Below are 21,350 nucleotides of genomic sequence, written 5' to 3'. Positions count from 1 at the left end.
CGCCGTCGTGGATGTTCCGCTCGATCCTACGGCGCTCGGTCTCCTGGGCGTGGACCAGGCGCGCGGCCAGGCGCGCGGCGCGCAGGGCAAGACCTGCCTGGGCTGCCAATGCGGTGAGCAGGGCGTGGTCCCGCTCGGTGAGCTTCCCCTCGATCTTGGGGCCGCAAGACAAAGTACCCACCACCCGCCCTTCATTCCTGATCGGGACATTCCCCTCCGGCGCCCCCGTGACGGTGCCCGCGTTCGCTTCTGTACCGTCGTCGAGCTGGACCGCGATCCATTGCGTTCCGAGGGCGGAGCGAGCGACATGCGCGAGATGCCGCAACTGACCACTTGAATCCGTCGTGGACTCCAGCACCGTGCTGATCTGGGCCAGCACCTGCGCCGCCGTGGGACGGACGCCGTACACGAGCCGGTCGGCCAGCTCCTCCAGCCGCGCCCTCACCGGCTGGAAGACGAGTGTGATGAGGACTGTCACGATGACCGCGGCCGCGACCGGCAACCGCTCGCCCGCGACGACGCCCAGAGCCGTCGCCACACCGGCGTAGACCAGCGCGATGGCGGACCACAGCAGGCCGTAAGCCAGCGAACCGCGAATCACCACGCGGATGTCGAGCAGGTGGTAGCGCACGACCGCCACGCCGATGGCTGCGGGCACCGCGCCCAGAACGGACAGGAGGGCGAGCCAGCTCAGGCCCGGCGCGACGAGCCGGTGATCGATGCCGAGTACGAGCAGAAAGCCGGACACGTTCATCAGAAGTCCCGCCGTCATCCACCGCAGCTGGCACCGCTCCGCCGGTGACGCCCCGCGCCACCGAACGATCAGCGCGCCGAATGCTCCGGCGGCGATGACGGGCGTCAGCAGCGTCCCCGCCGTGGCCGCTCCCGCGGCCACGGAACCCGCAGCGCCGGGCAACGCGAGCGGATTGGGCACAGACACGTCCTCGCCCAGGACGCCAGGGGCGAACAGGACACCGAACGTGTGAACGGCAACGCACGCCCCGCCCGCCCAGGCGAGCGGCCGCCACCGAGGTGACGGCAGCCGGCCGTCGGGGAAGAGCAACGGGATGAAGATCCACACGAGCCCATAGTGGACGCCGAACAGCGCTGCCAACGCGGCGGCGACGCCGATGCCCGGCCCGTCCTGGCCGGTTCGAGCGTGAAACAGGAGTATGCCCACTCCGACCCCGCCGATGCCGAAGCACAGGGCCGTCGCGAGTACCAGCCAGCCGTACGGATTCGCGGGCCGACGGGTGGCTATCAGCCAGCCGAGGGCAGGCAGCAACATCCCGATCGCCGCAAACAACCACTGAGATGGGGGAACCGGAAACCCGGTCTCGAGCAGACTGCCGGTCACCGTGCCTGATGCGGCGGCCACGGCGAGCGTGCCGGCGAGAAGCCGATTGACATTCATGCCAGGCGCCACCACCAGCGCACCGCCCCCCTCATGCCGATGACCGCCAGCACCCCCTCCGACCTGTGCATACGCCTCGCAGGCCAGCGTATCTACGCCAAGAGCGAGCCACGCCGTCGACCGATTGACGGTCACAGCCTCGAAGCATGCCATCTCCCGCTCTGTGGCTTCCTGCGGTTAACCACAGACTTTTCCGGCTGCCCACCCCCATGACGCGCTGTGGCCGGCATCCTTCGATGTCCCGCGCCCACCCAGCTAGCTTCAGCGGCTGGAGGTGGACTTCTTGACAACCACGACCAACCCAGGCGTCGCACCCGCCCGGCGCCACAGCCGGCGGCGCGCCCTGATCGTCGTCGCCGCTATCGCGGCGGTGCTGCCGCTCGCCGCCCTGGCCGCGCCACGCGGTATGCGACTCGGCGAAGAGAGCACCGGCGATGCCGCGCTGGTGCGAGCCGTACGGCAGGCGGTATGGCCGTCGGCGGGGCATCACGCGCTCGCCGTCGCGCTCATCGACCGCGGCACTGTCCGGACTGCCGGTCTGGGAACGACCCAGGCCTCTGGTGGCCGGCCTGTCGATGACAGCACGCCGTTCGAGTTCGGCTCGGTCACCAAGCCCATGACCGGCATGATCCTCGCCGACCTTGCGAGGAAGGGGGAGCTCGATCCGCGAACGACGGTCGGTGAGGTCTTTCCCGACCGGACATTCCGCGATCCCGGCATAGCGGCAACCTCGCTGGAGGAACTGGCCAGTCACCGCTCTGGCATACCCACGATCCCGGTTTCCTTCGTCGGCGCCCCCTATCTCGGCAGCCTGGTCGGCGGCAACCCGTACCGAGGATGGAGCGCACAGGACATCGTCGACGACGCGGCACGGTCAGTGGCCACCGGCCGCGGCGAGATCGCCTACTCCAACCTCGGGTTCGCGCTCCTCGGTCAGGCGCTCGCGTCCAGGGCCGGAATCGCCTACGACGACCTGCTCCGGGAGCGGATCATCGGCCCGCTGGGCATGCGCGACACCGTCCTCGTCAGCGACCCGCGCGGCCTGCCGTCGGGCCGCGCCCACGGCTATCTCACCTCGGGCCACGAGGCCTTGCCCTGGTCCAGCGACGGGTACGCCCCGACCGGGGCCGGCGGCTGGAGCACGAGCGCCGACCTGGCCCGCTTTGTCGCGGCCGTGCTCGACGGCACCGCGCCGGGCTCTGACGCGACCCGGCCTCGCTGGGACATCGCCGAGGGCGACAGGATCGGCTACGGCTGGCGGACAACAGACGGAGTGACTTGGCACGACGGCCACACCGGCGGCTTCTCCAGTTACGTGGGATTCGACAGAACGTCCGGCCGTGGCGTCGTCGTACTGGGCAACACCTCCGCGTCGGTCGACTACATCGGGCTCCGGCTGCTGGGCAAGGACGGGCCGACCGGACGGGACCTGCTGAGCCGCGAACTCCCCTTGCTCGCGCTGACCGCCCTGTGCCTTTTCGGGGCGACGCGGACGCTGCAGGTGGCCGCGCGCAGGAGAGCGTGCCGCCCGCTCCCCGTGCCGGATCGGCTCAAGCTCGTCTCGATGACCTGGCGCGCTGTCGTACTGCTGGCGGTCGCCTGGACCTTCGGCGCGTGGAACATCGTCTGGCCACCGCTGTGGCCGGCCACCGCGGCTCTTGTCGCGGCGGCCATCGCCGTCGGTGCTCTTCGTGTGCCGCGGCTGCCCACCGCTCGAGGCCCGCGTCCCCGCCTGCGATGGGCGGCGACCACCGCCTCCGTGATGCTATGGATCGCCGTCGCCGCGGCCGTCGTCATTGTATGGAGCGCTCGCTGATCGGCCTGGAGTCACCCGACCTTCCGGGCCGCACGTACGCCCAGGTGGATGTAACGTACGCCGTTGATCTCGAAGAGCACGAGCGGGGACCAGCGTTCCTCGTCCGGCTCCATGTGGGCAACGTAGACGCCGGGGCCGCGATCCGACGCCCGAACGGGGAAGCGGGTGACGGCCCGGTCGGGCATCAGCGAGCGAAGGGGCTCCAGCAGTTCGGAGGTGCCGGTCAGCTCACCGCCGGTGTCCGTCACGGTGACGCGGACTCCCATCCGCTCATAGACCCCGATCACGTCGTCGGCGGCACCACGACCGTCGCCGACCGGCTGGGGCCAGAGCGAGGCAGGGACGTCGCCGAGGACGGCCAGCAGCTCGTCCTGGAGCGTCGCGGCGAGCGTCCCCGATCGACCGCCGTTGGTCAGCACGACGACCGCGACACCGCGATCGGGCAACACCTGCAGGTACGCCTTCTGGCCGATCGTGTCGCCGTCGTGCCCGAACAAGCGGCGGCCCCCGCGGCCGTTCAGGATCCATCCGAGGCCCCAATGCGAGCCTGCCATCCACGGGTCGGCGGGCGTCACCTGCGGGCTGAGCATTTCCTGGACCGTCTCGGCGGCGAGCACCCGGGAACCGTCGGCGGCGAGCCCGCCGTTGAGATGCAGCCGAGCGAAAGCCAGCACGTCGGCTACATCCGAGCAGCACCCGGCGGCCGGGCCGCCGAAGCGGGGAAGGCCCCAGACCGGGCTCGGTTGCCAATCGCCGTCCGGGCCGGGTACGTGCCCGATCGCCGTCCGGAAGCGCAACGCGTCCTCGGGCAGCGTGACCGTGTGGGTCAGCCCCGCCGGATCCAGCAGGAGATCGCGGAGGGCGTGGTCCCAGACCTGGCCGGTGCCCCGCTCGATCAGCCGCCCGAGGATCGAATAGCCGGCATTGCTGTACGACATCGCGGTGCCGAAGGGCACGTCCTGGGTGGCGTCGGCGCAGGCGGCGACGAATCGCTCGAGCACGTCGTCGCCGCGCCCGCAGTCGGCGACCAGGTCGCCGCCGATGCCGCCGGTGTGGCAGAGCAGGTGGCGTGGCGTGAGCGCCTGCGTCGTCTCCGGATCGCTGACGCGAAACTCCGGCAGCAGCTCGCGAACGGGGCGGTCGATGTCGATCCGGCCCTGCTCGGCCAGCCGCATGACCACCGTGGCCGTGTAGACCTTGGTGATCGACCCGATCTGGAACAGGGAATCGGTGGTGGTCGCGACCCCGGTCGCCCGGTTGAGGACGCCACTTGCCGCAGCGTGGACCTCGTCCCCGACCAGCACGCCAAGGACCGCTCCGGGGACGTCGTGCTCTCGGGCCAGGTCGTCCAGGCGCCGCTGCCAGTGATCGATCGTGAACGTCATCCTTGGTGTCCTGTCTCCGGGTTGACGGCGGCTGTCGATCGAGCGGCCAGTGCTCGCTTGTCGACCTTGCCGATCGGCAGCAGTGGCAACGCCTCGACGATCGTGATCCGCTTCGGCAGCTTGTAGTTCGCCAACAGGCCGGAGAGATGCTCGCGCAGTTCTCCGTCGTCGAGTTTCCCAGCGGGAGCCTGCACCCAGGCGTGGCCGACCTCGCCGTAGAGTTCGTCGGGAACGCTCACCACGGCGGCGGTCACGACGGCAGGGTGGCGCTCGATCGCGAGTTCGACCTCGCGCGGGTAGACGTTGTATCCGCCGGACTTGTACATCTCGCGGGTTCGGCCGACGAGCTGGAGATTCCCGTCGAGACGGGCCACGGCCAGGTCGCCGGTGTGCAGCCATCCGTCGGCGTCGAGCAGCTCGGCGGTCGCCTCCGGCGCGTTCCAGTAGCCGAGTGCCTGGCAGACGCCGCGAACGACGATCTCCCCCGCGGCGCCAGGCGCACAGGGCCGGCCCTCGGCATCGACGAGCTGAACCTCGTACTCGGCGGCCGGTCGGCCGATCGTCTCCGCCAGCACCGCGTCATCGGCGTCGGGATCGGCGAAGCAGACCTCGCCGACGGTCTCCGTGGAGCCATAGCTCATCCGCAACGTGCCGCAGCGGCTCCGCAGCTCGCGGACCAGGTTGACCGGCGCCATACCGCCGCTCCAAACGATCGCGCGCAGGCTCGAGAGATCCGTCGTCGGCCAGCGCTCATGGGCCACGCTCAGCTGCAGCATCGTCGGCACCGCACCCCAGTGGTCGATTCGCTCGCGCTCGATCAGGTCGAGCACGTCTCCTGCGTCGAAGCGCTCCTGGAACACCAGGCAGCCGCCGGTCACCAGCGCTGTACAGCAGATGTTGCCGACGGCCCCGACATGGTTGATCGGCAGGTTGCAGAGCATCGTCGGCGGCGTTGTGGTCAGCCAGTACCGCGCCTGGACCTCGGCGGTGCGCACCAGCGCGGCGTGCGAGAGCAGGGCGCCCTTCGGCCGGCCGGTCGAACCCGAGGTGTAGACGATCGCGGCCGGCGCGCCCGGGTCGACGGTGTCGAGGCGGTCGGCGGGCACGGGCGGGGCGGCGGCGAGCGCAGCCGCGAAAGCGGGGCCGGACAGGCGAGGGACCCCGACCTCGATCCCGTCGAGCAGGCCGGCTGGGTCGAGCAGCAGGGTCGGCGCGCTGTCGTCGAGCACGTGGCGCAGTTCGTCGGGCCGGTATTTCGGGTTGAGCCCGACGAACACCGCGCCGATGCGCGCGGCGCCGATGAAGGTTCGGAGGAAGCGCGGCTCCGACAAGCCGACGATCGCGATCCGGTCGCCGCTCGCGACGCCCGAGGCCACCAGCAGCGCCGCCCAGTGGTCGCCGTCGGCGTCGAGCTCATTCCAGCTTCGGCGCTCCCCGCCGTGGATGGTGGCGGGAGCGTCTGGAGTGTCGCGCGCCTGTGCGCGTACGAGGGCTCCGATCGTGGACGGTCGCATGCTGGTCAACTCCGGGGGTTCAGGCCACGGAAGGGGTGCCGCGGCGGGAGGTGGAGACCGGGACGTCGACGCGGGCGGGCGCGAGGCGCGGCCATGGGTCGGCTGCTTCGCCCGCCGCCGCTACCGAGAGCAGCAGACCGTCGGTGCCACGGGCGCCGAGCAGTTGGACGCCGACCGGCAGGCCGTCGGTGGTCAGCCCGGCGGGCAGCGAGATCGCCGGCGTTCCCGTCAGGTTCGGCAGTGGTCCGAACGGCTCGGCCCCCGAGAGCCCGGCATTCTCGCCACCGATCACCACCGGGATGGGCCCTTCGGCGGCGAACGGCGGACAGGCGGTCGAAGGGGTGATCAGCAGGTCGATCTCGCCCAGCAACTCGGCGAGCGCCAGCTCGAGCTCCCCGCAGGCGCGCTCGGCCGCGGCGAGGTCCGCCGTCGACTGCGCGTCACCGTGAAGCGCACACCACGCCGTGGTCGGGCAGAGCTGCTCGAGGAGCTCCGGCCAGGGGGCGAGCCGCTCGAGCTCGTGGCGTACGGCGTGGCCGGCCAGCGCGAGCCACGGGCCGCGTCCGTCGGGCAGGCGGACTGGCTGCTCGTCGAGCTCGAAGCCGGCGGCGGCCGCCAGCCGGGTGGCGGCGGAGCGGGCCAATGCGACAGTCTCGGGATCGGTCGCGGCGTAGCCGAGGTCGGCCGAGAACCGGGCCCGCAAAGGCCGTCGGAGCGTCGACTGGTCGGCGACGCCGTCGGCGAGCCGTAGAGGTGAGCTGGGAAGGGACCAGCGGTCGCGGAGGTGTGGGCCAGCGGCTGCGTCGAGGGCGATGGCGACGTCGGCGACGGTGGTGGCGAGCACGCCGGAGACCACGATCGCACTCGACGTCGACCTGCCGAGCAGGCCGTGGGTCGGCTTGAGCCCGACGAGACCGCAGTAGGCGGCAGGCTCGCGCAGCGAGCCGCCGGCGTCGCTCCCGGTCGCCAGCGGGACGAGGCCGGCGGAGACAGCGGCGGCCGAACCGCCGGAGCTGCCTCCGGGCGTGCGGTCAGGCGCCCACGGGTTGCGGGTTACGCCGTGCAGCCGGGTCGCGGTGACGGAGTCGCAGCCGAACTCGGCGCTCGCGGTCTTCCCGACCGGGATCGCGCCGGCGGCTCGGAGCCGCGCGACGAGCACGCTGTCGCCAACAGCGGGGGTGGCGTCGGCCAGGAGCAGCGAGCCGCAGCGGGTCGGCATGCCGGCGCAGTCCTCAAGATCCTTGACGCCGATGGGCACGCCGGCGAGCGGGCCCACATCGTGCCCGGCGTCGACCGCGGCGTCGATCGCGCCAGCCGAACGCCGGGCGCCGTCGGGGTCGACGTGGACGAACGCCCCGAGCTGGTCGGCGGCGATCGCGGCGAGCGCTGCCTCGACGATGTCGATCGCTCGCGCTCGGCCTGCGCGGACCGCCGCGGCGATCTCCGCGGCCGGACGCCGCAGCAGTTCCTCGCTCACAAGGCGTCCTTGACTCTGTTCGCCGCCAGCACCTGCTCGTTCGTCAGGATCTCATCGAGGATCCCCGCGACGTCCGGGACCGTGACATCGCGATGGCCGAGTCGTCGATCGTGGCGGTCGCGGGCGTCGACGACGCCGAATGCGATGTCGACGAAGGTTTCGCCGAGCGTCACCTCATCGAGCGGGCCTCCTGGCGAATACCAGTTCGCCACGCCCGTCGCCATCTCCAGCAGTGCCAGTCGCGCGACTCCGAGGTCGTAGAACCGGAAGCTCTGGTCATTTCGACCGTCGGTCAGTGCATCGCGCCAGAGTCGCTCGTAGGCGTCCCTGACGGCGACGACGGCCTGGCGGTTCTCCTGGGACAGGGATCGCATCTCGATGTCGATCACCTTCGCCGCCGCTGGGTCCCGTACGTGAGCGACCACGTGGGCGACGACCAGTCGCGCGAGGCGCTCGGCCGGCGATCCGGCCGACTCGAGAACCTGCTGGCCGAGCTGCAGCAGGCGAGAGTTGCCGCGGTGCATCAGGCGGACGAGGAGATCCTCCTTCGCACCCATGTACTGGTAGAGCGCGGCCGTCGAGACGCCGGCCCGGTCAGCGAGTTCGCGGATGCCGGTCGCCGCGTAGCCCTTTGCCGCGAACAGGTCCAGGGCTGCGCGCTCCACACGCGCCGAGGTGATCTCCATGCCAGCCATCATGGCACCTAATCGTTCGATCAGCAACATTGCCGCACGTCAATAGCAGTACGCACACTTGTGCCTGATCGATCGATCGATTACCGTCCTCCGCCATGGAGAGTAAACCGACGGCCCGCACATCGGACGGCCCGCGCGACATCGCCGTCACGCGTTCTTCGAACGTCGTCACGATCCGGTTCGACCGGCCCAAGGTGCTGAACGCGTTCCGGGCGTCGACCCGGGCACAACTCGCGGGGACGCTGGCTGATCTGCTCGAAGACCGCGACGCCCGGGTCGTGATCCTGACCGGCAGCGGACGCGCGTTCTCCGCCGGCCAGGATCTCAACGAGCTTGAGGCGCGGCTGGATGCCGAGGAGGAGGAGGACGCCGGCCGCGGCCTCGAGGAGTTGCAGGAGCTCACCCGGGCACTCCTGGCCCTGCCGCAGGTCACGATCGCGGCCCTCAACGGTGTGGCGGTCGGCCTCGGGGCCGAGCTTGCGCTCGCCTGCGACCTGCGGCTCGCCGCCAGCAGCGCCTCGATCGGGTTCCCCGAAGCCCGGCGGGCGATGTTCCAGACCAACGGTGTCATGTGGCTACTGCCCCGGATCGTGGGCCACGCACGCGCGTCCGAGCTCGTGCTGACCGGCCGGATCGCCAGCGCGATCGACGCGGAGCGGATCGGGCTGGTGCACGCCGTGCACGCCGATTCCGAACTCGACTCGGCAGCGGCAGCCGTCGCCGCCGAGATCACCGCCAACGCTCCGGCGTCACTCGCCCTCGCCAAGGCGCTGCTGCGTGACACGTGGGGCCTGGGGCTCGAGGCAGTGATGAAGCGCGAAAGCGAGGGGATGCTCGCCTGCCTCGGCAGCCAGGACCTGCGCGAGGGAAACCAGGCCTTCCTGGAAAAGCGGGCGCCCGTCTACTACGGCCGCTGAGGAACGACGGAGAGATGCAGATGAGACTGTTCACCGGTGCGTGCCTCGTGGCCGCGCTCGCCGTAACGGGGTGCGCCTCGACGGCCGAACGGAAGAGCGGCGGCGCGGCGACCAGCGCGCCACAGTCAGGCGAGCTCGTCGTGGGGTTCGACTACCCCGACGATCTGGACAAGGTCGCCGAGCAGGCCGGCCTGCAGGGCTCCAAGTCCGGCGACCTGGCGGCGGTGGCCGACGCGATCGTGGCGTCGATCAACGCCGACGGGGGTGTCGGCGGCCGCAAGATCCGGCTGGTCAAGGCCGGCTCCGACTCACCGAAGACCCCGGCGGACAACGCAGCCGCGGAACAGTCCGCCTGCCAGGCGTTCACCCAGGACGCGACGGTCGAGATCGCCCTGAGCATGGCAGACGAGCGTGGCGACGGGTTCTTCCGCTGCCTGCGCAAGGTCGGCGCCCCGGTGCTGACCGACGTCGGGATGACCGATCCGATGCTGGCCGCGAACCCGAACGTGTTCCTACCGCACTCGATCTCGCTCACCCGGCTGGCTCCCGCCGAGGTCGCGCGGCTGAAGCAGCGCGGATTCCTGACCCCCTCATCGAAGGTCGGCATCGTCGCGGCGGACCTCGAGCCATGGAAGACCGTAGCCCGGACCACGATGGCCGAGACGCTGAAGCAGGCCGGGATCCAGGTCGCCGCCGTCGAGATCCTCGCCAACGAACCGCAGAAGGCGATCGCCGGCGGACCCGCGATCGTCCAGCGCTTCAAGACGGCCGGCGTGGACCGCGTCATCACGGTCGCGCCGAGCGGGCTGACCGCCGGCGTGACGATCCTTGTCGGAGCCAAGCAGCGCTACGCGCCACGGGTCGCGATGACATCACTGGACTTCCCGTACCAACTGCTCCAGAACCTCCCGCCCGTGGCCTTGCAGGGCGTCGTCGGCGTCGGATGGCAGCCGGGAGCGGGCGACGTGAACCCGGGACCGGACAACCCGGCGGCCCCGTCGGAGAAGCGCTGCCTCTCCCTCCTGAAAGCAGCCGGACTCGGATCGACCGACGTCAACACGCGCTACAACCAGCTCGTCGTCTGCGACCTGCTGCTGTTCCTCGACGCCGTCGGCGACCGCACGCGAGGCCAGGTGGATCAGGCGCGGTTCGCGACTGCGGCGAAGGAGCTCGGCACGGGGTTCCAGAGCGCGCTGGTCTTCGCCACCGACTTCCGTCAGCGACGCGACGGGGTCTCCGCGGCGCGCGACCTGTCATTCAACGCCGCGAGAAACGCCTTTGTCTACGACGGCCCCGAGGAGCCGCTCGGATGAGCGGCCGGCGCATCGTCGCGCGCGTCTTCGCCGTACTTGCCGCGTTCGCGCTGTGCGGCACCGTGAGCGCTTGCGGGAGCGGCCTCCAATTCAGTCAGGACCACCGCCTGCGCTTCACCTCCCCTGAGGATCGGGGAACGGTCACGCTGCCATTCCGGCTGGCGTGGACGATGCACGATGCGCCAAGCGGCAGCACCTTCGCGGTCATGCTCGACCACAACCCGCCACCAGCTGGCGAACAGCTCAGCTGGCTGTTCCGCCACGACGCGGCCTGCCGCGCCGATCTGGGCTGTCCGACCCCGGAGTTCCTGGCCGAGAACGGCATCTACACCACCCGGCAGCCGCAGCAGCTCATCGACGCGTTGTCCGCTCCCACCGGCCAGCAGCACCGCGGCCGCGAAGCCCATACAGCCACCGTCATCCTCCTGGATCGCTCCGGCCGACGGATCGGTGAGACGGCCTGGTACAGGGAGTTCTCCATCGAGCGAGGTGCGTCGTGAACGACTCGACCACGACCGACATGGATGCCCTCCGGGCCAAGGCGCTCGGCACGCTCGGGCTCGGCAACGCCGCCGAGACCCCGCCGCCCCTGCGGCGCCTGCTGCGGACGGAGAACCTGCCCTGGACACCCATGCTGGTGATCGGCCTGCTCGCGGTCGTGGACAGCTTCGCCAACTACGCGTTCCTCGTCCTCGCCCCTGACATCGCCCGGACGCTGGGTTTCGGGATGGGCACGGTGACCGTACTGCTCGCCCTGAAGTCGGTCGCGATCGGGGTGGCCCCGCTGCCGACCTCGGCGTGGATCGCTCGCTGGGGCCGACGAGCGCTCTTGGCCGGTCTGCTGGCCGTGATCGGGAGCCTCATCGGCCTCGGGACCGCGTTCGTCGTCGTGCTGCCCGCCATCGTGATCGTCCAACTGCTGGCCGGACTCGCCAACGGCGCCGTAAGCGCGGTCCACGCGCCTCTGCTCTCCGACAACTATCCGCCGGCGGCCCGGGTCCGGGTTCAAGCGGTCTACTCCACCTTCGTGGCGGCCGGCGTCATCGTCGCACCGCTGCTGATCGCGCTCCTGGCCGGTCCGCTCAACCTGACGTGGCGCGGAATCCTCCTGGTGCTGGGCACACTTGGACTGATCGCCGCGGCGTCCGCGCTCGTCCTGCGGGACCCCGGCTTCGGCCGGCTCGACGGCGATCGCATGCGCGGCGTCATCGCCGAGAGCACCGGCGGCCAAGCGGACGAACCCACCGACAGCCCCACTCCGGACCTGCGCCTCGGCGAGGCACTACGACGCCTCATGGTGATACCGACCGTCAAGCGCGTCGTCCGGGCCCAGGCGGTCTTCGGCATGGTCAACGTCCCATTCCAGGCCTACCTCTTCTACTACCTGGACGACCGCTGGAACCTGGCCGCCGACCAGCGCGGCCTGTTCCTGGCGGGAGCGTCGGTCCTGGTAGTCGCGGCCACGCTGCTCTTCGGCCGGCTCGTCGAGCCACGTTTCCGTCGTGACCCGTCGATAGCGATGCGGTGGGCAGGAGTGCTCGTCGTCCTGGGCGTCGTGCTCTCCGGCATCGCCGTACTACTGCCGTGGTTCTGGCCGATGGCCGTACTCTTCTCGATCGGCTTCGCCTGCGTCGGCCTGATGATCCCGGCCGTCACGGCGACGACCTTCACGGTCACGCCGTCGGAGCTGCGTCCCCACGCCAGTGCGCTGCTCGCGATCGCGCTCGGCGCCGTCGGGGGCACCGCCGGGGCGCTGCTGCTGTCGGGGCTCGACCAGCAGATCGGGCTCAGCGGCGCGATCGCCGCCCTCGCCCTGCCCGGCGCCATCGCCGGCTTCCTGATCGTCCGGGCTGGAGGCGGCGTCGCCGCCGACCTCGAGGCAATGGTCGACGGAGCGGTTGAGCGCGGCCAACTGGACGCACAACGACGGTCGGGGACGCCCGCCCCACTGCTCGCGTGCCGGGCGGTCGAGTTCTCCTACGGCCCCGTCCAGGTGCTCCACGGTGTCGACCTGACCGTCCGGGAGGGCGAGATGGTCGCACTCCTGGGAACCAACGGAGCAGGCAAATCGACGCTGATGAAGGTGATCGCCGGTCTGGCCCCACCCGACCGCGGATCGGTCCGCCTCGGTGGACTCGACGTCACCTACGTCGATGCCGAACGCCGCAGCGGCATGGGCGTGATGTACGTGCCCGGCGGCCGCTCGGTCTTCCCGACCCTGACCGTCCACGAGCACCTGCGGTTGTTCGCGCGGCCGCTGGGCGGACGAGCGGCGGCCCAGGCGGGCATCGACCGTGCGCTTGCGGCCTTCAACGACCTGGCGGAGCTGCTCGACACGCCGGCAGGAGCGCTCTCCGGTGGGCAGCGGCAGATGCTCGGCGTCGCCCGAGCCCACGTGACGCGCCCGCGTCTGCTCCTGATCGACGAGCTCTCGATCGGACTGTCGCCGAAAGTCGTCGGAGAGCTCGTGACACAACTGCGCGCCATCAACGAGGAGGGAACGGCAGTGGTGCTGATCGAGCAATCGGCGAACCTGGCGCTCAACTGCGTCGAGCACGCCTACTTCATGGAGCGGGGGCGCATCCGCTTCGACGGGCGCGCCAAGGATCTGCTCGGGCGCGACGACCTGCTGCGGGCTGTCTTCCTCGACGGCGCCGAGGCAGTGCGTACCTGATGCTCGGGATCGACGTTCCTCCCTCCCTCGTGGTGCTCGGCCTGATCGTCGGGCTGACGTACGGCGCGCTCGCCGCCGGCCTGGTGCTGATCTACCGAGCGAACCGGATCATCAACTTCGCACAGGGCCAACTCGGCGTGTTCGCCGCGGCCTGCATGATGGTCGCCACGACACGGTGGCACCTGCCGTACTACCTGTCACTCATCCTCTGCCTCGCGGCCGGCGCCGTCGTCGCGGCGATCGCGGAGTGGGCGATCGTCCGCCGCCTTCGGTCCGCGCCGCCCTTGATGTCCGTCGTCGCGACGCTCGGCCTGGGCCAGCTCCTGCTCTACCTGGCGACGACGATCGACAACCGCGCGGGATCGAGCGCGGTCTTCCCCGCTCCGCCCGGTCTCGGCAGCTTCGAGGTCGGAACGCTGGTTGTCGGGCCCGCCTACATCGGGATGCTGATCTTCGTCCCGATCGGGATCGCCGTGGTGGCGCTGCTCCTGCGGCATTCCTGGTGGGGCACGTCGCTGCGCGCAGCGGCGGACGATCCCGATCTCGCACGTGCGTGCTCCATCTCGCCAGGCCGGGCTTCGACGTTCGCGTGGGGTCTGGCCGGCCTGCTGGCGGCGCTCACCACGATCCTGGTCGCTCCGACAGGTGGAGGCGGCTCGGCCACGGCGCTGGGGCCCGACCTGCTGCTGCGGGCACTGGTCCCGGCCGTGATCGCTCGCATGGCGAGTCTTCCGATCGCCTTGGCCGCCGGCCTCGCGATCGGGGTCGGCGAGCAGATCGTGCTGTGGAACACCGATGCCTCCGGCGCCACCGAGCTTGCCCTCTTCCTACTGATCGCAGTGGTGACCGTGGCGCGGAGGCCGCGGCTCGGACGGCTCGCGGCGGGCCCGAGCTGGCGCACGATCGTGCCGCGGCCTCCGGCAACGGCCTGCGGACGACTCCTCGCCGGCGCCCCCTGGACACTCGCGGGCGGGCTCGCCGTCGCGGTCGTCCTCACCTCGTCGAACGCCACCGGGACGAAGCTCACGCTGATCGTGGCGATGGCGATCGTCGGCTTGTCGATCGTGATCCTTGCCGGCCTCGGGGGGATACTGAGCCTCGGACAGTTCGCGGTCGCGGGCGTCGCCGCAGCCGTCTCGGTACGGATCACCGAGACGACCAGCAACATCTGGCTCGGGTTCGCGGCCGCCGCCGTGGTCGGTGGGGCGACGGCGGCGATCGTCGGGGCTCCGGCACTGCGCGACCGCGGGTTCCTGCCAACCGTCGCGACGCTCGCCTTCGCGCTGCTGGTGCCGACCTGGCTGCTGCCTATGCCCTGGTTGCTCGGTGAGCAGCAAGAGCCGCTCCAGCCAGCGATCGGCGGGATCGCCTTCGACACCGGGCGCAGTTATGCGCTGTTCGCGCTCGGCTGGCTGGCGGTGCTACTGCTGGTCGCCGCCCGTGTCCGGAGCGGCTCAACCGGTCGGCGCCTGATCGGGATGCGGGACAATGAGGACTCGGCGCGCGCGCTCGGCATGAGCCCGTTCCGGGTGAAGCTCCAGGCGTTCCTGATCGCCGGCGCGATCGCCGGCGTCGGCGGCGCGGTCCTCGTCCACTCGCTCGCGCTGGTCACGCCGACCGACTTCGCGCCGCAGTCGAGCATCGACGTCGTGGCGCTCGCGGTGCTCGGTGGGATCGCGGTGCTCCACGGGCCGTTGCTCGGCGCGCTCTACGTGATCGCGCTGCCGGCGTTCATACCGCTGGACTCCGCGGCTCTCGCCGCGTCGTCGGTCGGGTGGCTGCTGCTGGTGCTCTACGTTCCAGGAGGGCTCGCCAGCGTGCTGGAGCCGCTGCGACGACGGCTCTTCGGCCGGGTACGACCGGAGACCGGACAGCCCGGTTCCGCGCCGCCGGAGAGTGCGCCGGCGGAGGCGGAGAGACCGCCTGTGACCGTAGATGGTGAGAAGCCGGATCCTGAACGCCGCCCGGTCCGGACCGGCGGCACGCTCGAGCTCCAGAACGTGAGCAAGAGCTACGGCGGAGTTCGTGCTGTCGACGATGTGTTCCTGACCATCCAGCCGGGTCTGATCGTCGGCCTGATCGGGCCCAACGGCGCAGGCAAGACCACGCTCTTCGAGCTGGCATCCGGGTTCGCTCACGCCGACGCCGGACGGGTTCTGCTCGACGGGCGCGACCTGACACGGGCCACGCCCGAGCGCCGGGCCCACTACGGCATCGGACGCTCGTTCCAGGACGCGCGGCTCTTCCCGACGCTCTCCGCCGCCGATGCGGTGCTGCTGGCGCTGGCCGGACGCAACGCGACGACGGACCACCGGCGCGGCCGCCGGGCTCCCAGCCGGCGGGCCGACGCGCTCAGGATCCTGCGAGGGCTCGGTCTGGAGGACTTCGCCGACGTTCCGGCGGAGGCACTCTCGACCGGAACGCGACGCCTGGTGGAGCTGGCATGCCTCTCCGCGCAGGCTCCCCGCGTCCTGCTGCTCGACGAGCCCGCAGCCGGCGTCGCTCAGCGCGAGGTCGAGGCCATGGGCGAGGTGCTCCTGCGACTGCGGGACGAGATCGGCTGCACGATGGTCGTCATCGAGCATGACATCCCGCTGGTGATGCGGGTCGCCGACGAGGTGGTCGCCATGGACACCGGGCGGGTCATCGCCCAGGGCGCGCCCGAGGACGTGCGCCGGCATCCGGCGGTCGTCAGCGCGTACTTGGGAACCGACGAGCACGCGATCGCCCGATCCAGCCCAGGCCGGACTCCGACGATCGCCACAGTGATCAACACGAATGGAGACAGTCAATGAACACACCATCCGCCGTGCCGCACGGGAGCGGACCGGAGCAGGCTCTGGCCGCGCTGGCCGTCGAGTTCGGCATCGCCGTACGGCCCGGCCAGATCGTCGCTGTCGAGGCTGCGATCGGCCACGAGCAACTGGCGCGTGCGACGGCGGACGCTGCGTACGCACGCGGCGCCCGCTACGTCGACGTGCACTACTATGACCCGCATGTTCGGCGGGCGCGGCTGCTCGGTAGCCGCCGCGAAGACCTCGACTTCGCGCCGCCGTGGCTCGCGGGACGTCTGAGAGCGCTCGCCGAGGCGGACGGGGCACTGATCTTCCTGTCCGCTCCGACGCATCCGCGGCTCGCGGCGGGCGTCGACCCAGTGGCATCGGCGATAGCCCACGGCCAGATCCTGCCTCAGGCGATGGCACTCGTCCAGGAGCAGGCCGTCCCCTGGTGCATGATCCCCGGGCCGACCCGCGAGTGGGCGCGGATGCTGCGGCCGGCCGAGGACGACGACGCCGCCTACGCCGCGCTCTGGCGCGATGTAGCACACGCCTGCCGGCTCGATGCCGATGATCCGGTGGCGGAGTGGAAGACCCGCGCCGCGGAGTTGGACCGGCTCGCGTCGATCGCCAACGCCGGTCACTGGCGCGCGCTCCGCTTCCGCGGCCCCGGAACCGACCTCGAAGTCGGTCTCTTCGGGACATCGCGCTGGGTCTCGGCGGCCGACCGGACCACCAGCGGGCACGACTACTACGCGAACCTGCCATCGGAAGAGATCTTCACGACGCCGGATCCGGACCGGGTCACGGGGTACTTCACGATCCGGCGGGGTCGGCCCCTCTCCGATGGTCGTGTCGTCCAGGACGCGCTGCTCCGGTTCGAGGGCGGCCGTGTGGTCGAGGTTCGAGGCGAGGGCGCAGCCGACGGACTGCGTGCCCAGGTCGCGGTCGACCCGGGCGCGTCGCGGCTGGGTGAGGTCGCCCTTGTCGGCGGCGAGGCGCGCTGCGCCGACCTGCCGCCGATGTCCTCGGTGCTGCTCGACGAGAATGCCGGGTCGCACGTCGCGCTCGGCGCCCACTACGGCTTCACCGTCGGCGACGCCGACCGCGCTCGAGCCAATGTCAGCGGAGTGCACATGGACATCGTGCTCGGGGCTCCCGACGTCGACGCGTTCGCGGTGACCGACGCCGGCGACGAGATCCCCGTCATCTCCGGCGGCGCATGGGCGCTGTGACCCCCGGCGGCATCTCCAGCATCCACCGCACCGGCCCGTCGAGTCAGCCGCTGCCCCTGTCCACACCCGACACCCGATCTTCTACGTCAGATCGTGTCCGTCCATCAAGAGCAAGTTACGTGTAGGAACCTTGATCAGCAGACACGGGACCACGGCCTTTCGTGGTCCCGTGTCTGCCGGAGCGCGTCTACAGCGTTTCCGCCAGCAGGCTCTCCCGCCCGTTGGCGAGGTGCCAGTACGGCCCTGCGCCTGCCGATAACCTCATCCGCGCAGTTCAAGCGGCATGCGAGTACTCGTGCAGTACTCCGCCGAGCCGGTCCTCTGCGTATGTTCAGGTCGTCGATTCGCTTCGGGTCGGTGATCAGATTCGGGACGGCACGCAGCGGTGCCGCTTGAACCCGGGCTTGGTGGGCTCGGTGCTGGTTGTAGAACTGTTCGTACTCGCGCAGGGAGGATCAGGATCCGGTCCAACAGTTCACGGCGCAGGGTGCCGATGACCCGCTCGCAGATTGCGTTCATCCTCGGCGTCCGCGGCAGAGTGGCAGGGCCCCGGCAAAGTAGCGCTGATGGCTACGATGTCCACTTCAGGGCTTGAGGGCGGTGCGTCGAGCCGAAGCGACAGGGCGGGCGATCAAGCTAAACGAACATGCACGACCTTCGGGAGATCATGAGGTTCTCGACGCCAAATGATCAGAGAAGACCGTGCCTGCCCCCTTATCCTTGCCGATCACCCTTGCCCTGGACCACTTGACGACCGTGACCTGCGGCTCGGCGCCTGTAGCCGCTGCCGAGTACGCCAGCGTGCTCGATCACCTGCGCAGGTTCCCGATCCGCGGCGGCGGTCCACCGCGGTACGGGCCCGGCAGTGCTTGGACCCGGTCTGTGTGGTCGGCACGATCCCGACTCCAGGGGTTTTCCGACGCGCTTACGCGCGCGGGCGCGCGACCGTCCGGGACCTGCTGCGAGAGCGGCACACCGCCTTGGTGAGCGGCGTCTTCTACGGTTATCTTGGGTGGCTGTAAGTAGTCAGTCATGTGTGGCATGTAGCGTGGTCGCGTACTTGCCTGAACAGTATTCAGGGGTCGTCAGGCATGTCAGGTGCGCTGCCTCGGTATTACCGGCCGGAGCGGGCGGTGGTCGCCGATGAGTCGGTGTTGTGGGTGGTGGTCGATGAGGACTTCGGGCTGTATGTCGAGGCGTGCGCGTATCTGGCGGGGCTGCGCGCGGCGGGCCGGGCGTTCAACACCGAGAAGATCTACGCCGGCCGGATCGGGCGATCGAGGGCGACTATGACGACGACACATCGATCACGCGGTCGCGTAACCATCGGTGAGCCGAGTCTGCGTCGAGCCGGACGTGCCACATCAACGACACCGTCACCTCGGGAGCGTGGAAGGGCAACTCGAAGGAGCACATCCCTCGCCGCAGGTTAGCGGTGTGACGCTCCGGAACGGTGGCGACCAGGTCCGAGGCCTCCGCCAGCGCCAGCGCGGCGCTGAAGCCGTCTACGACCGTGACGACCTCCCGCTCGTGGCCTGTCGCGCGAAGGGCCTCATCCACCAGCCCCTCCGTCAGGCCGCGCCGCGAGACGTACACGTGCCGCGAGGAGGCGTACCGGGCCGCCGTCACTTTTCCGGTGCTCAGTGGGTGCTCGCTTCGCACCACCCCGATGAAGTGGTCGGTGAACAGGGGCACGCTCAGCACGTCGGGAGGCAGAGCGTGCTCGATGACGCCCGTCTCGAGGTCGACCATGCCCTCGCGCAGAGCAGCGGTGTCCTTCTTGGTCTTCTGCAGGAACCGCAGCCGCACGCCAGGCGCCACGCGGCCGACCTCCGCCACCAGCGCGGGCCCGAACCTCTCCACGAACCCATCGCTGCTGCGCAAGGCGAAAGTCCGCTCCAGCGTCGCTAGGTCGAGCCTCTCGGCCGGCCGGAGAACGGCTTCGACCTCCTGGACCAGGACGCGCACACGGTCGCGCAGTTCCAAAGCGTGGGGCGTGGGCACCAGCCCTCGACCGGCTCGCACCAGCAGCGGGTCGCCCGTGGCCCGCCTCAGCCGCGCGAGCGCGCGACTCATCGCGGACGGGCTGAGCGCAAGCCGTTCACCCGCGCGCGTCACGCTGCCTTCCTCAAGCAGGACGTTGAGGGTGACCAGCAGGTTCAGATCGGGACGGACCATGTGCGAAGGATCTCACGGATCAGCTGGGGCATGGCGTTTCATGCACAAATGGCTTTCTATCTTTGCGTCTTCCGCCAGGTCGAAGCGGGATCTAGGTTCATTGCGATCCCATCGCCCCGTCGACTCCAGGAAGAGGCCGTCATCGTGAGAGCAGCAGCCGAGCCCGAGCAGGCACCGCCTGCGCGCCGTCCGCCCCTGGCCTGGGCGCTCGCCGCGCTGTCGCTGTCCATGCTTCTGCCCTCGCTCGGCACCAGCATCGCCAACGTCGCCCTACCAACCATCGCTGTGGCCTTCGACGCCGCCTTCAACGACGTCCAGTGGGTCGTGATCGCCTATCTCCTGGCCGTCACGACCCTGATCGTCGGAGTCGGCCGCCTCGGCGACCTCGTCGGCCAGCGTCGCGTTCTGCTGGGTGGCATCGCCGTGTTCACGCTCGCGACGCTGCTGAGCGGTCTCGCCCCGAACCTTCCGATCCTGGTCGTCGCCCGGGCGCTTCAAGGAGCCGGTGCCGCGTGCATGATGGCGCTGACCATGGCCATCGTCGGCAAGACGGTGCCGAGGGACCGCACCGGCAGGGTCATGGGGCTGCTCGGAACGATGTCAGCAGTCGGCACGGCGCTGGGGCCCGGCCTCGGTGGCGTCCTGATCACGGTCTTCGGCTGGCGCGCCATCTTCCTCGCCGTCGTGCCGCTCGGCCTCCTCACGCTCACGCTCACCTTCAGGATGCTGCCCGGCTCCGCGCCGGCAGTGATCTCCGTACGCGGACGGTTCGACAGTGTGGGCACCGCGTTGCTGGCGATCACACTGGGGGCCTACGCGCTGGCCATGACGATCGAGGGGAACTCCTTCGGCGCGCTCACCATCGGGTTGCTCCTCGCCTCAGGGGCGGGCCTCGCCCTGTTCGTCGTCACCGAGCGCCGGGTCTCATCCCCGCTGCTCACCCTGTCGATGCTCCGTGACCCCGTCCTCGCCGCCGGGCTGACGACGAGCGCCTTGGTCTCGACCGTCATGATGACCACTCTCGTCGTAGGGCCCTTCCATCTGGCCTGGGCGCTCGGCCTCGACCTGGCCTTCGTCGGCCTGGTGATGTCGGCAGGCCCCGCCGTGTCCGCCCTCACCGGCGTCCCGGCGGGCCGCGCCACCGATCGTTTCGGAGCCGGGACCATGGTGGTGGTCGGGCTCGCCGGCATCATCGGCGGCGCCGTGGCGCTCTCCTTGATGCCCACGGCTGCCGGGGTCATAGGGTACGTCCTGCCCCTGGTCGTCGTCACCGCCGGTTATGCCCTGTTCCAGGCGGCCAACAACACCGCTGTGATGAAGGACGTCTCCCCGCACCAGCGTGGCCTGCTGTCGGGCACGCTGAACCTCTCCCGCAACCTCGGCCTCATGACCGGCGCGTCGGTCATGGGAGCCGTCTTCGCCTTCGCCGCAGGCGCGAGCGACGTCAGCACCGCCACGTCGGCGGAGGTGGCTCGCGGAACGCACTGGACCTTCGCCGTCGCGGCCCTCCTCGTGGCCTTCGGGCTGGCCGTGGTCCTGGGCCTCTGGCGGCGTGCCGGCTCTCACCCGGTGACAGCGCCGACGCCCCATCACGGTGACCTCGGTTGACGACCGAGCCGGGCCCATGATGGAGCGCAGGCTGAGCGGCCGCACTCCTCCTACGCCGGACGCGTACGAGGAGTGCGCCACGATCACTTCTCCCGGAGGGGGACGGTCAGCCTCGCCGCCACTTGTGGTTGGCACCGCTGTTGCACTCCCACTACTGCAGCGGCGTGCCGGTCCCGCCCCAACATTCGATCGTTCAGCGTTGAGCCAGCGCTTCGTACGCGGTGGATCGACCGATCTTGAGCGTGCGGGCGGCCTCAGTGGGTGTTTGATCCTGCAAGTTCTGTCTAGCTCGGATTTCAGGTGTTTCGCCACGTTGGGGTGGATTCTCGGGTGAGGCGGCGGGTCAT

The 21,350-nt window shown here is 70.3% G+C and carries 14 protein-coding genes; 8 read left to right on the top strand and 6 right to left on the bottom strand.

Going from position 1 to position 21,350, the window contains the following annotated elements; genetic code table 11:
• On the bottom strand, window positions 1-1,414 hold a 1,414-nt coding region (locus tag ABZ911_RS41070), incomplete at its 3' end, for a GAF domain-containing protein (RefSeq protein ID WP_358069413.1).
• Between the two features lie 283 nt (window positions 1,415-1,697).
• Here ABZ911_RS41070 and ABZ911_RS41065 point away from each other — a divergent pair.
• Window positions 1,698-3,230: a serine hydrolase domain-containing protein gene (locus tag ABZ911_RS41065; RefSeq protein WP_358069411.1), complete on the top strand. Its 1,533-nt coding sequence runs from the start codon at window positions 1,698-1,700 to the stop codon at window positions 3,228-3,230.
• An 11-nt stretch (window positions 3,231-3,241) separates the two neighbouring features.
• Here ABZ911_RS41065 and ABZ911_RS41060 read toward each other — a convergent pair whose 3' ends face one another.
• From ABZ911_RS41060 to ABZ911_RS41045, 4 genes are read right to left on the bottom strand one after another with little or no spacing between them, the layout of a single operon-like run.
• Window positions 3,242-4,615: a serine hydrolase domain-containing protein gene (locus tag ABZ911_RS41060; RefSeq protein ID WP_358069408.1), complete on the bottom strand. Its 1,374-nt coding sequence runs from the start codon at window positions 4,613-4,615 to the stop codon at window positions 3,242-3,244.
• The gene (locus ABZ911_RS41055) at window positions 4,612-6,129 is read right to left on the bottom strand and encodes an AMP-binding protein (protein WP_358069405.1); all 1,518 of its coding nucleotides are present in this window, start codon (window positions 6,127-6,129) and stop codon (window positions 4,612-4,614) included. The genes ABZ911_RS41060 and ABZ911_RS41055 overlap by 4 nt, the downstream gene beginning before the upstream one ends.
• 19 nt (window positions 6,130-6,148) lie before the next feature.
• A complete protein-coding gene (locus tag ABZ911_RS41050; protein WP_358069402.1) occupies window positions 6,149-7,606 on the bottom strand; it encodes an amidase in 1,458 nt (485 codons plus the stop codon).
• On the bottom strand, window positions 7,603-8,331 hold the full coding sequence (locus ABZ911_RS41045; protein ID WP_358069399.1) for a TetR/AcrR family transcriptional regulator: 729 nt from the start codon (window positions 8,329-8,331) through the stop codon (window positions 7,603-7,605). Before ABZ911_RS41045 ends, ABZ911_RS41050 begins: the two co-directional genes overlap by 4 nt.
• Window positions 8,332-8,396: 65 nt before the next feature.
• Here ABZ911_RS41045 and ABZ911_RS41040 point away from each other — a divergent pair, with 65 nt between their 5' ends.
• Genes ABZ911_RS41040 through ABZ911_RS41015 form a run of 6 tightly spaced genes read left to right on the top strand, consistent with a single transcriptional unit; the run spans window position 8,397 to window position 17,217 of the window.
• Window positions 8,397-9,218, top strand: coding sequence for an enoyl-CoA hydratase-related protein (locus ABZ911_RS41040; protein ID WP_358069396.1), 822 nt, complete (start codon window positions 8,397-8,399; stop codon window positions 9,216-9,218).
• Window positions 9,219-9,238: 20 nt separating this feature from the next.
• Complete coding sequence (locus tag ABZ911_RS41035) at window positions 9,239-10,531, top strand: ABC transporter substrate-binding protein (RefSeq protein WP_358069393.1); 1,293 nt, start codon at window positions 9,239-9,241, stop codon at window positions 10,529-10,531.
• Window positions 10,528-11,031 carry a hypothetical protein gene (locus ABZ911_RS41030; RefSeq protein WP_358069391.1) on the top strand — a complete coding sequence of 168 codons (504 nt, stop codon included), beginning with the start codon at window positions 10,528-10,530 and terminating at the stop codon, window positions 11,029-11,031. Before ABZ911_RS41035 ends, ABZ911_RS41030 begins: the two co-directional genes overlap by 4 nt.
• Entirely contained in the window at window positions 11,028-13,205 is a 2,178-nt protein-coding gene (locus ABZ911_RS41025) for an MFS transporter (protein ID WP_358069388.1), read from the top strand. The genes ABZ911_RS41030 and ABZ911_RS41025 overlap by 4 nt, the downstream gene beginning before the upstream one ends.
• Complete coding sequence (locus ABZ911_RS41020) at window positions 13,205-16,000, top strand: branched-chain amino acid ABC transporter permease/ATP-binding protein (protein ID WP_358069385.1); 2,796 nt, start codon at window positions 13,205-13,207, stop codon at window positions 15,998-16,000. Before ABZ911_RS41025 ends, ABZ911_RS41020 begins: the two co-directional genes overlap by 1 nt.
• Window positions 15,997-17,217 carry an aminopeptidase gene (locus ABZ911_RS41015; RefSeq protein ID WP_358069382.1) on the top strand — a complete coding sequence of 407 codons (1,221 nt, stop codon included), beginning with the start codon at window positions 15,997-15,999 and terminating at the stop codon, window positions 17,215-17,217. The genes ABZ911_RS41020 and ABZ911_RS41015 overlap by 4 nt, the downstream gene beginning before the upstream one ends.
• Window positions 17,218-18,504: 1,287 nt before the next feature.
• On the opposite strand, the gene ABZ911_RS41010 is transcribed toward ABZ911_RS41015, so the two are convergent.
• The gene (locus tag ABZ911_RS41010) at window positions 18,505-19,395 is read right to left on the bottom strand and encodes a LysR family transcriptional regulator (RefSeq protein ID WP_358069378.1); all 891 of its coding nucleotides are present in this window, start codon (window positions 19,393-19,395) and stop codon (window positions 18,505-18,507) included.
• Between the two features lie 144 nt (window positions 19,396-19,539).
• Here ABZ911_RS41010 and ABZ911_RS41005 point away from each other — a divergent pair, with 144 nt between their 5' ends.
• Complete coding sequence (locus ABZ911_RS41005) at window positions 19,540-21,003, top strand: MFS transporter (protein WP_358069375.1); 1,464 nt, start codon at window positions 19,540-19,542, stop codon at window positions 21,001-21,003.
• The last annotated feature ends 347 nt before the right edge of the window (window positions 21,004-21,350 follow it).

The sequence above is a fragment of the Nonomuraea sp. NPDC046570 genome, assembly GCF_040645915.1.
In the GTDB taxonomy this organism is placed as follows: domain Bacteria; phylum Actinomycetota; class Actinomycetes; order Streptosporangiales; family Streptosporangiaceae; genus Nonomuraea.
Note: the sequence above shows the minus strand (reverse complement) of the source record. Positions and strands in the feature narration are given on the sequence as shown.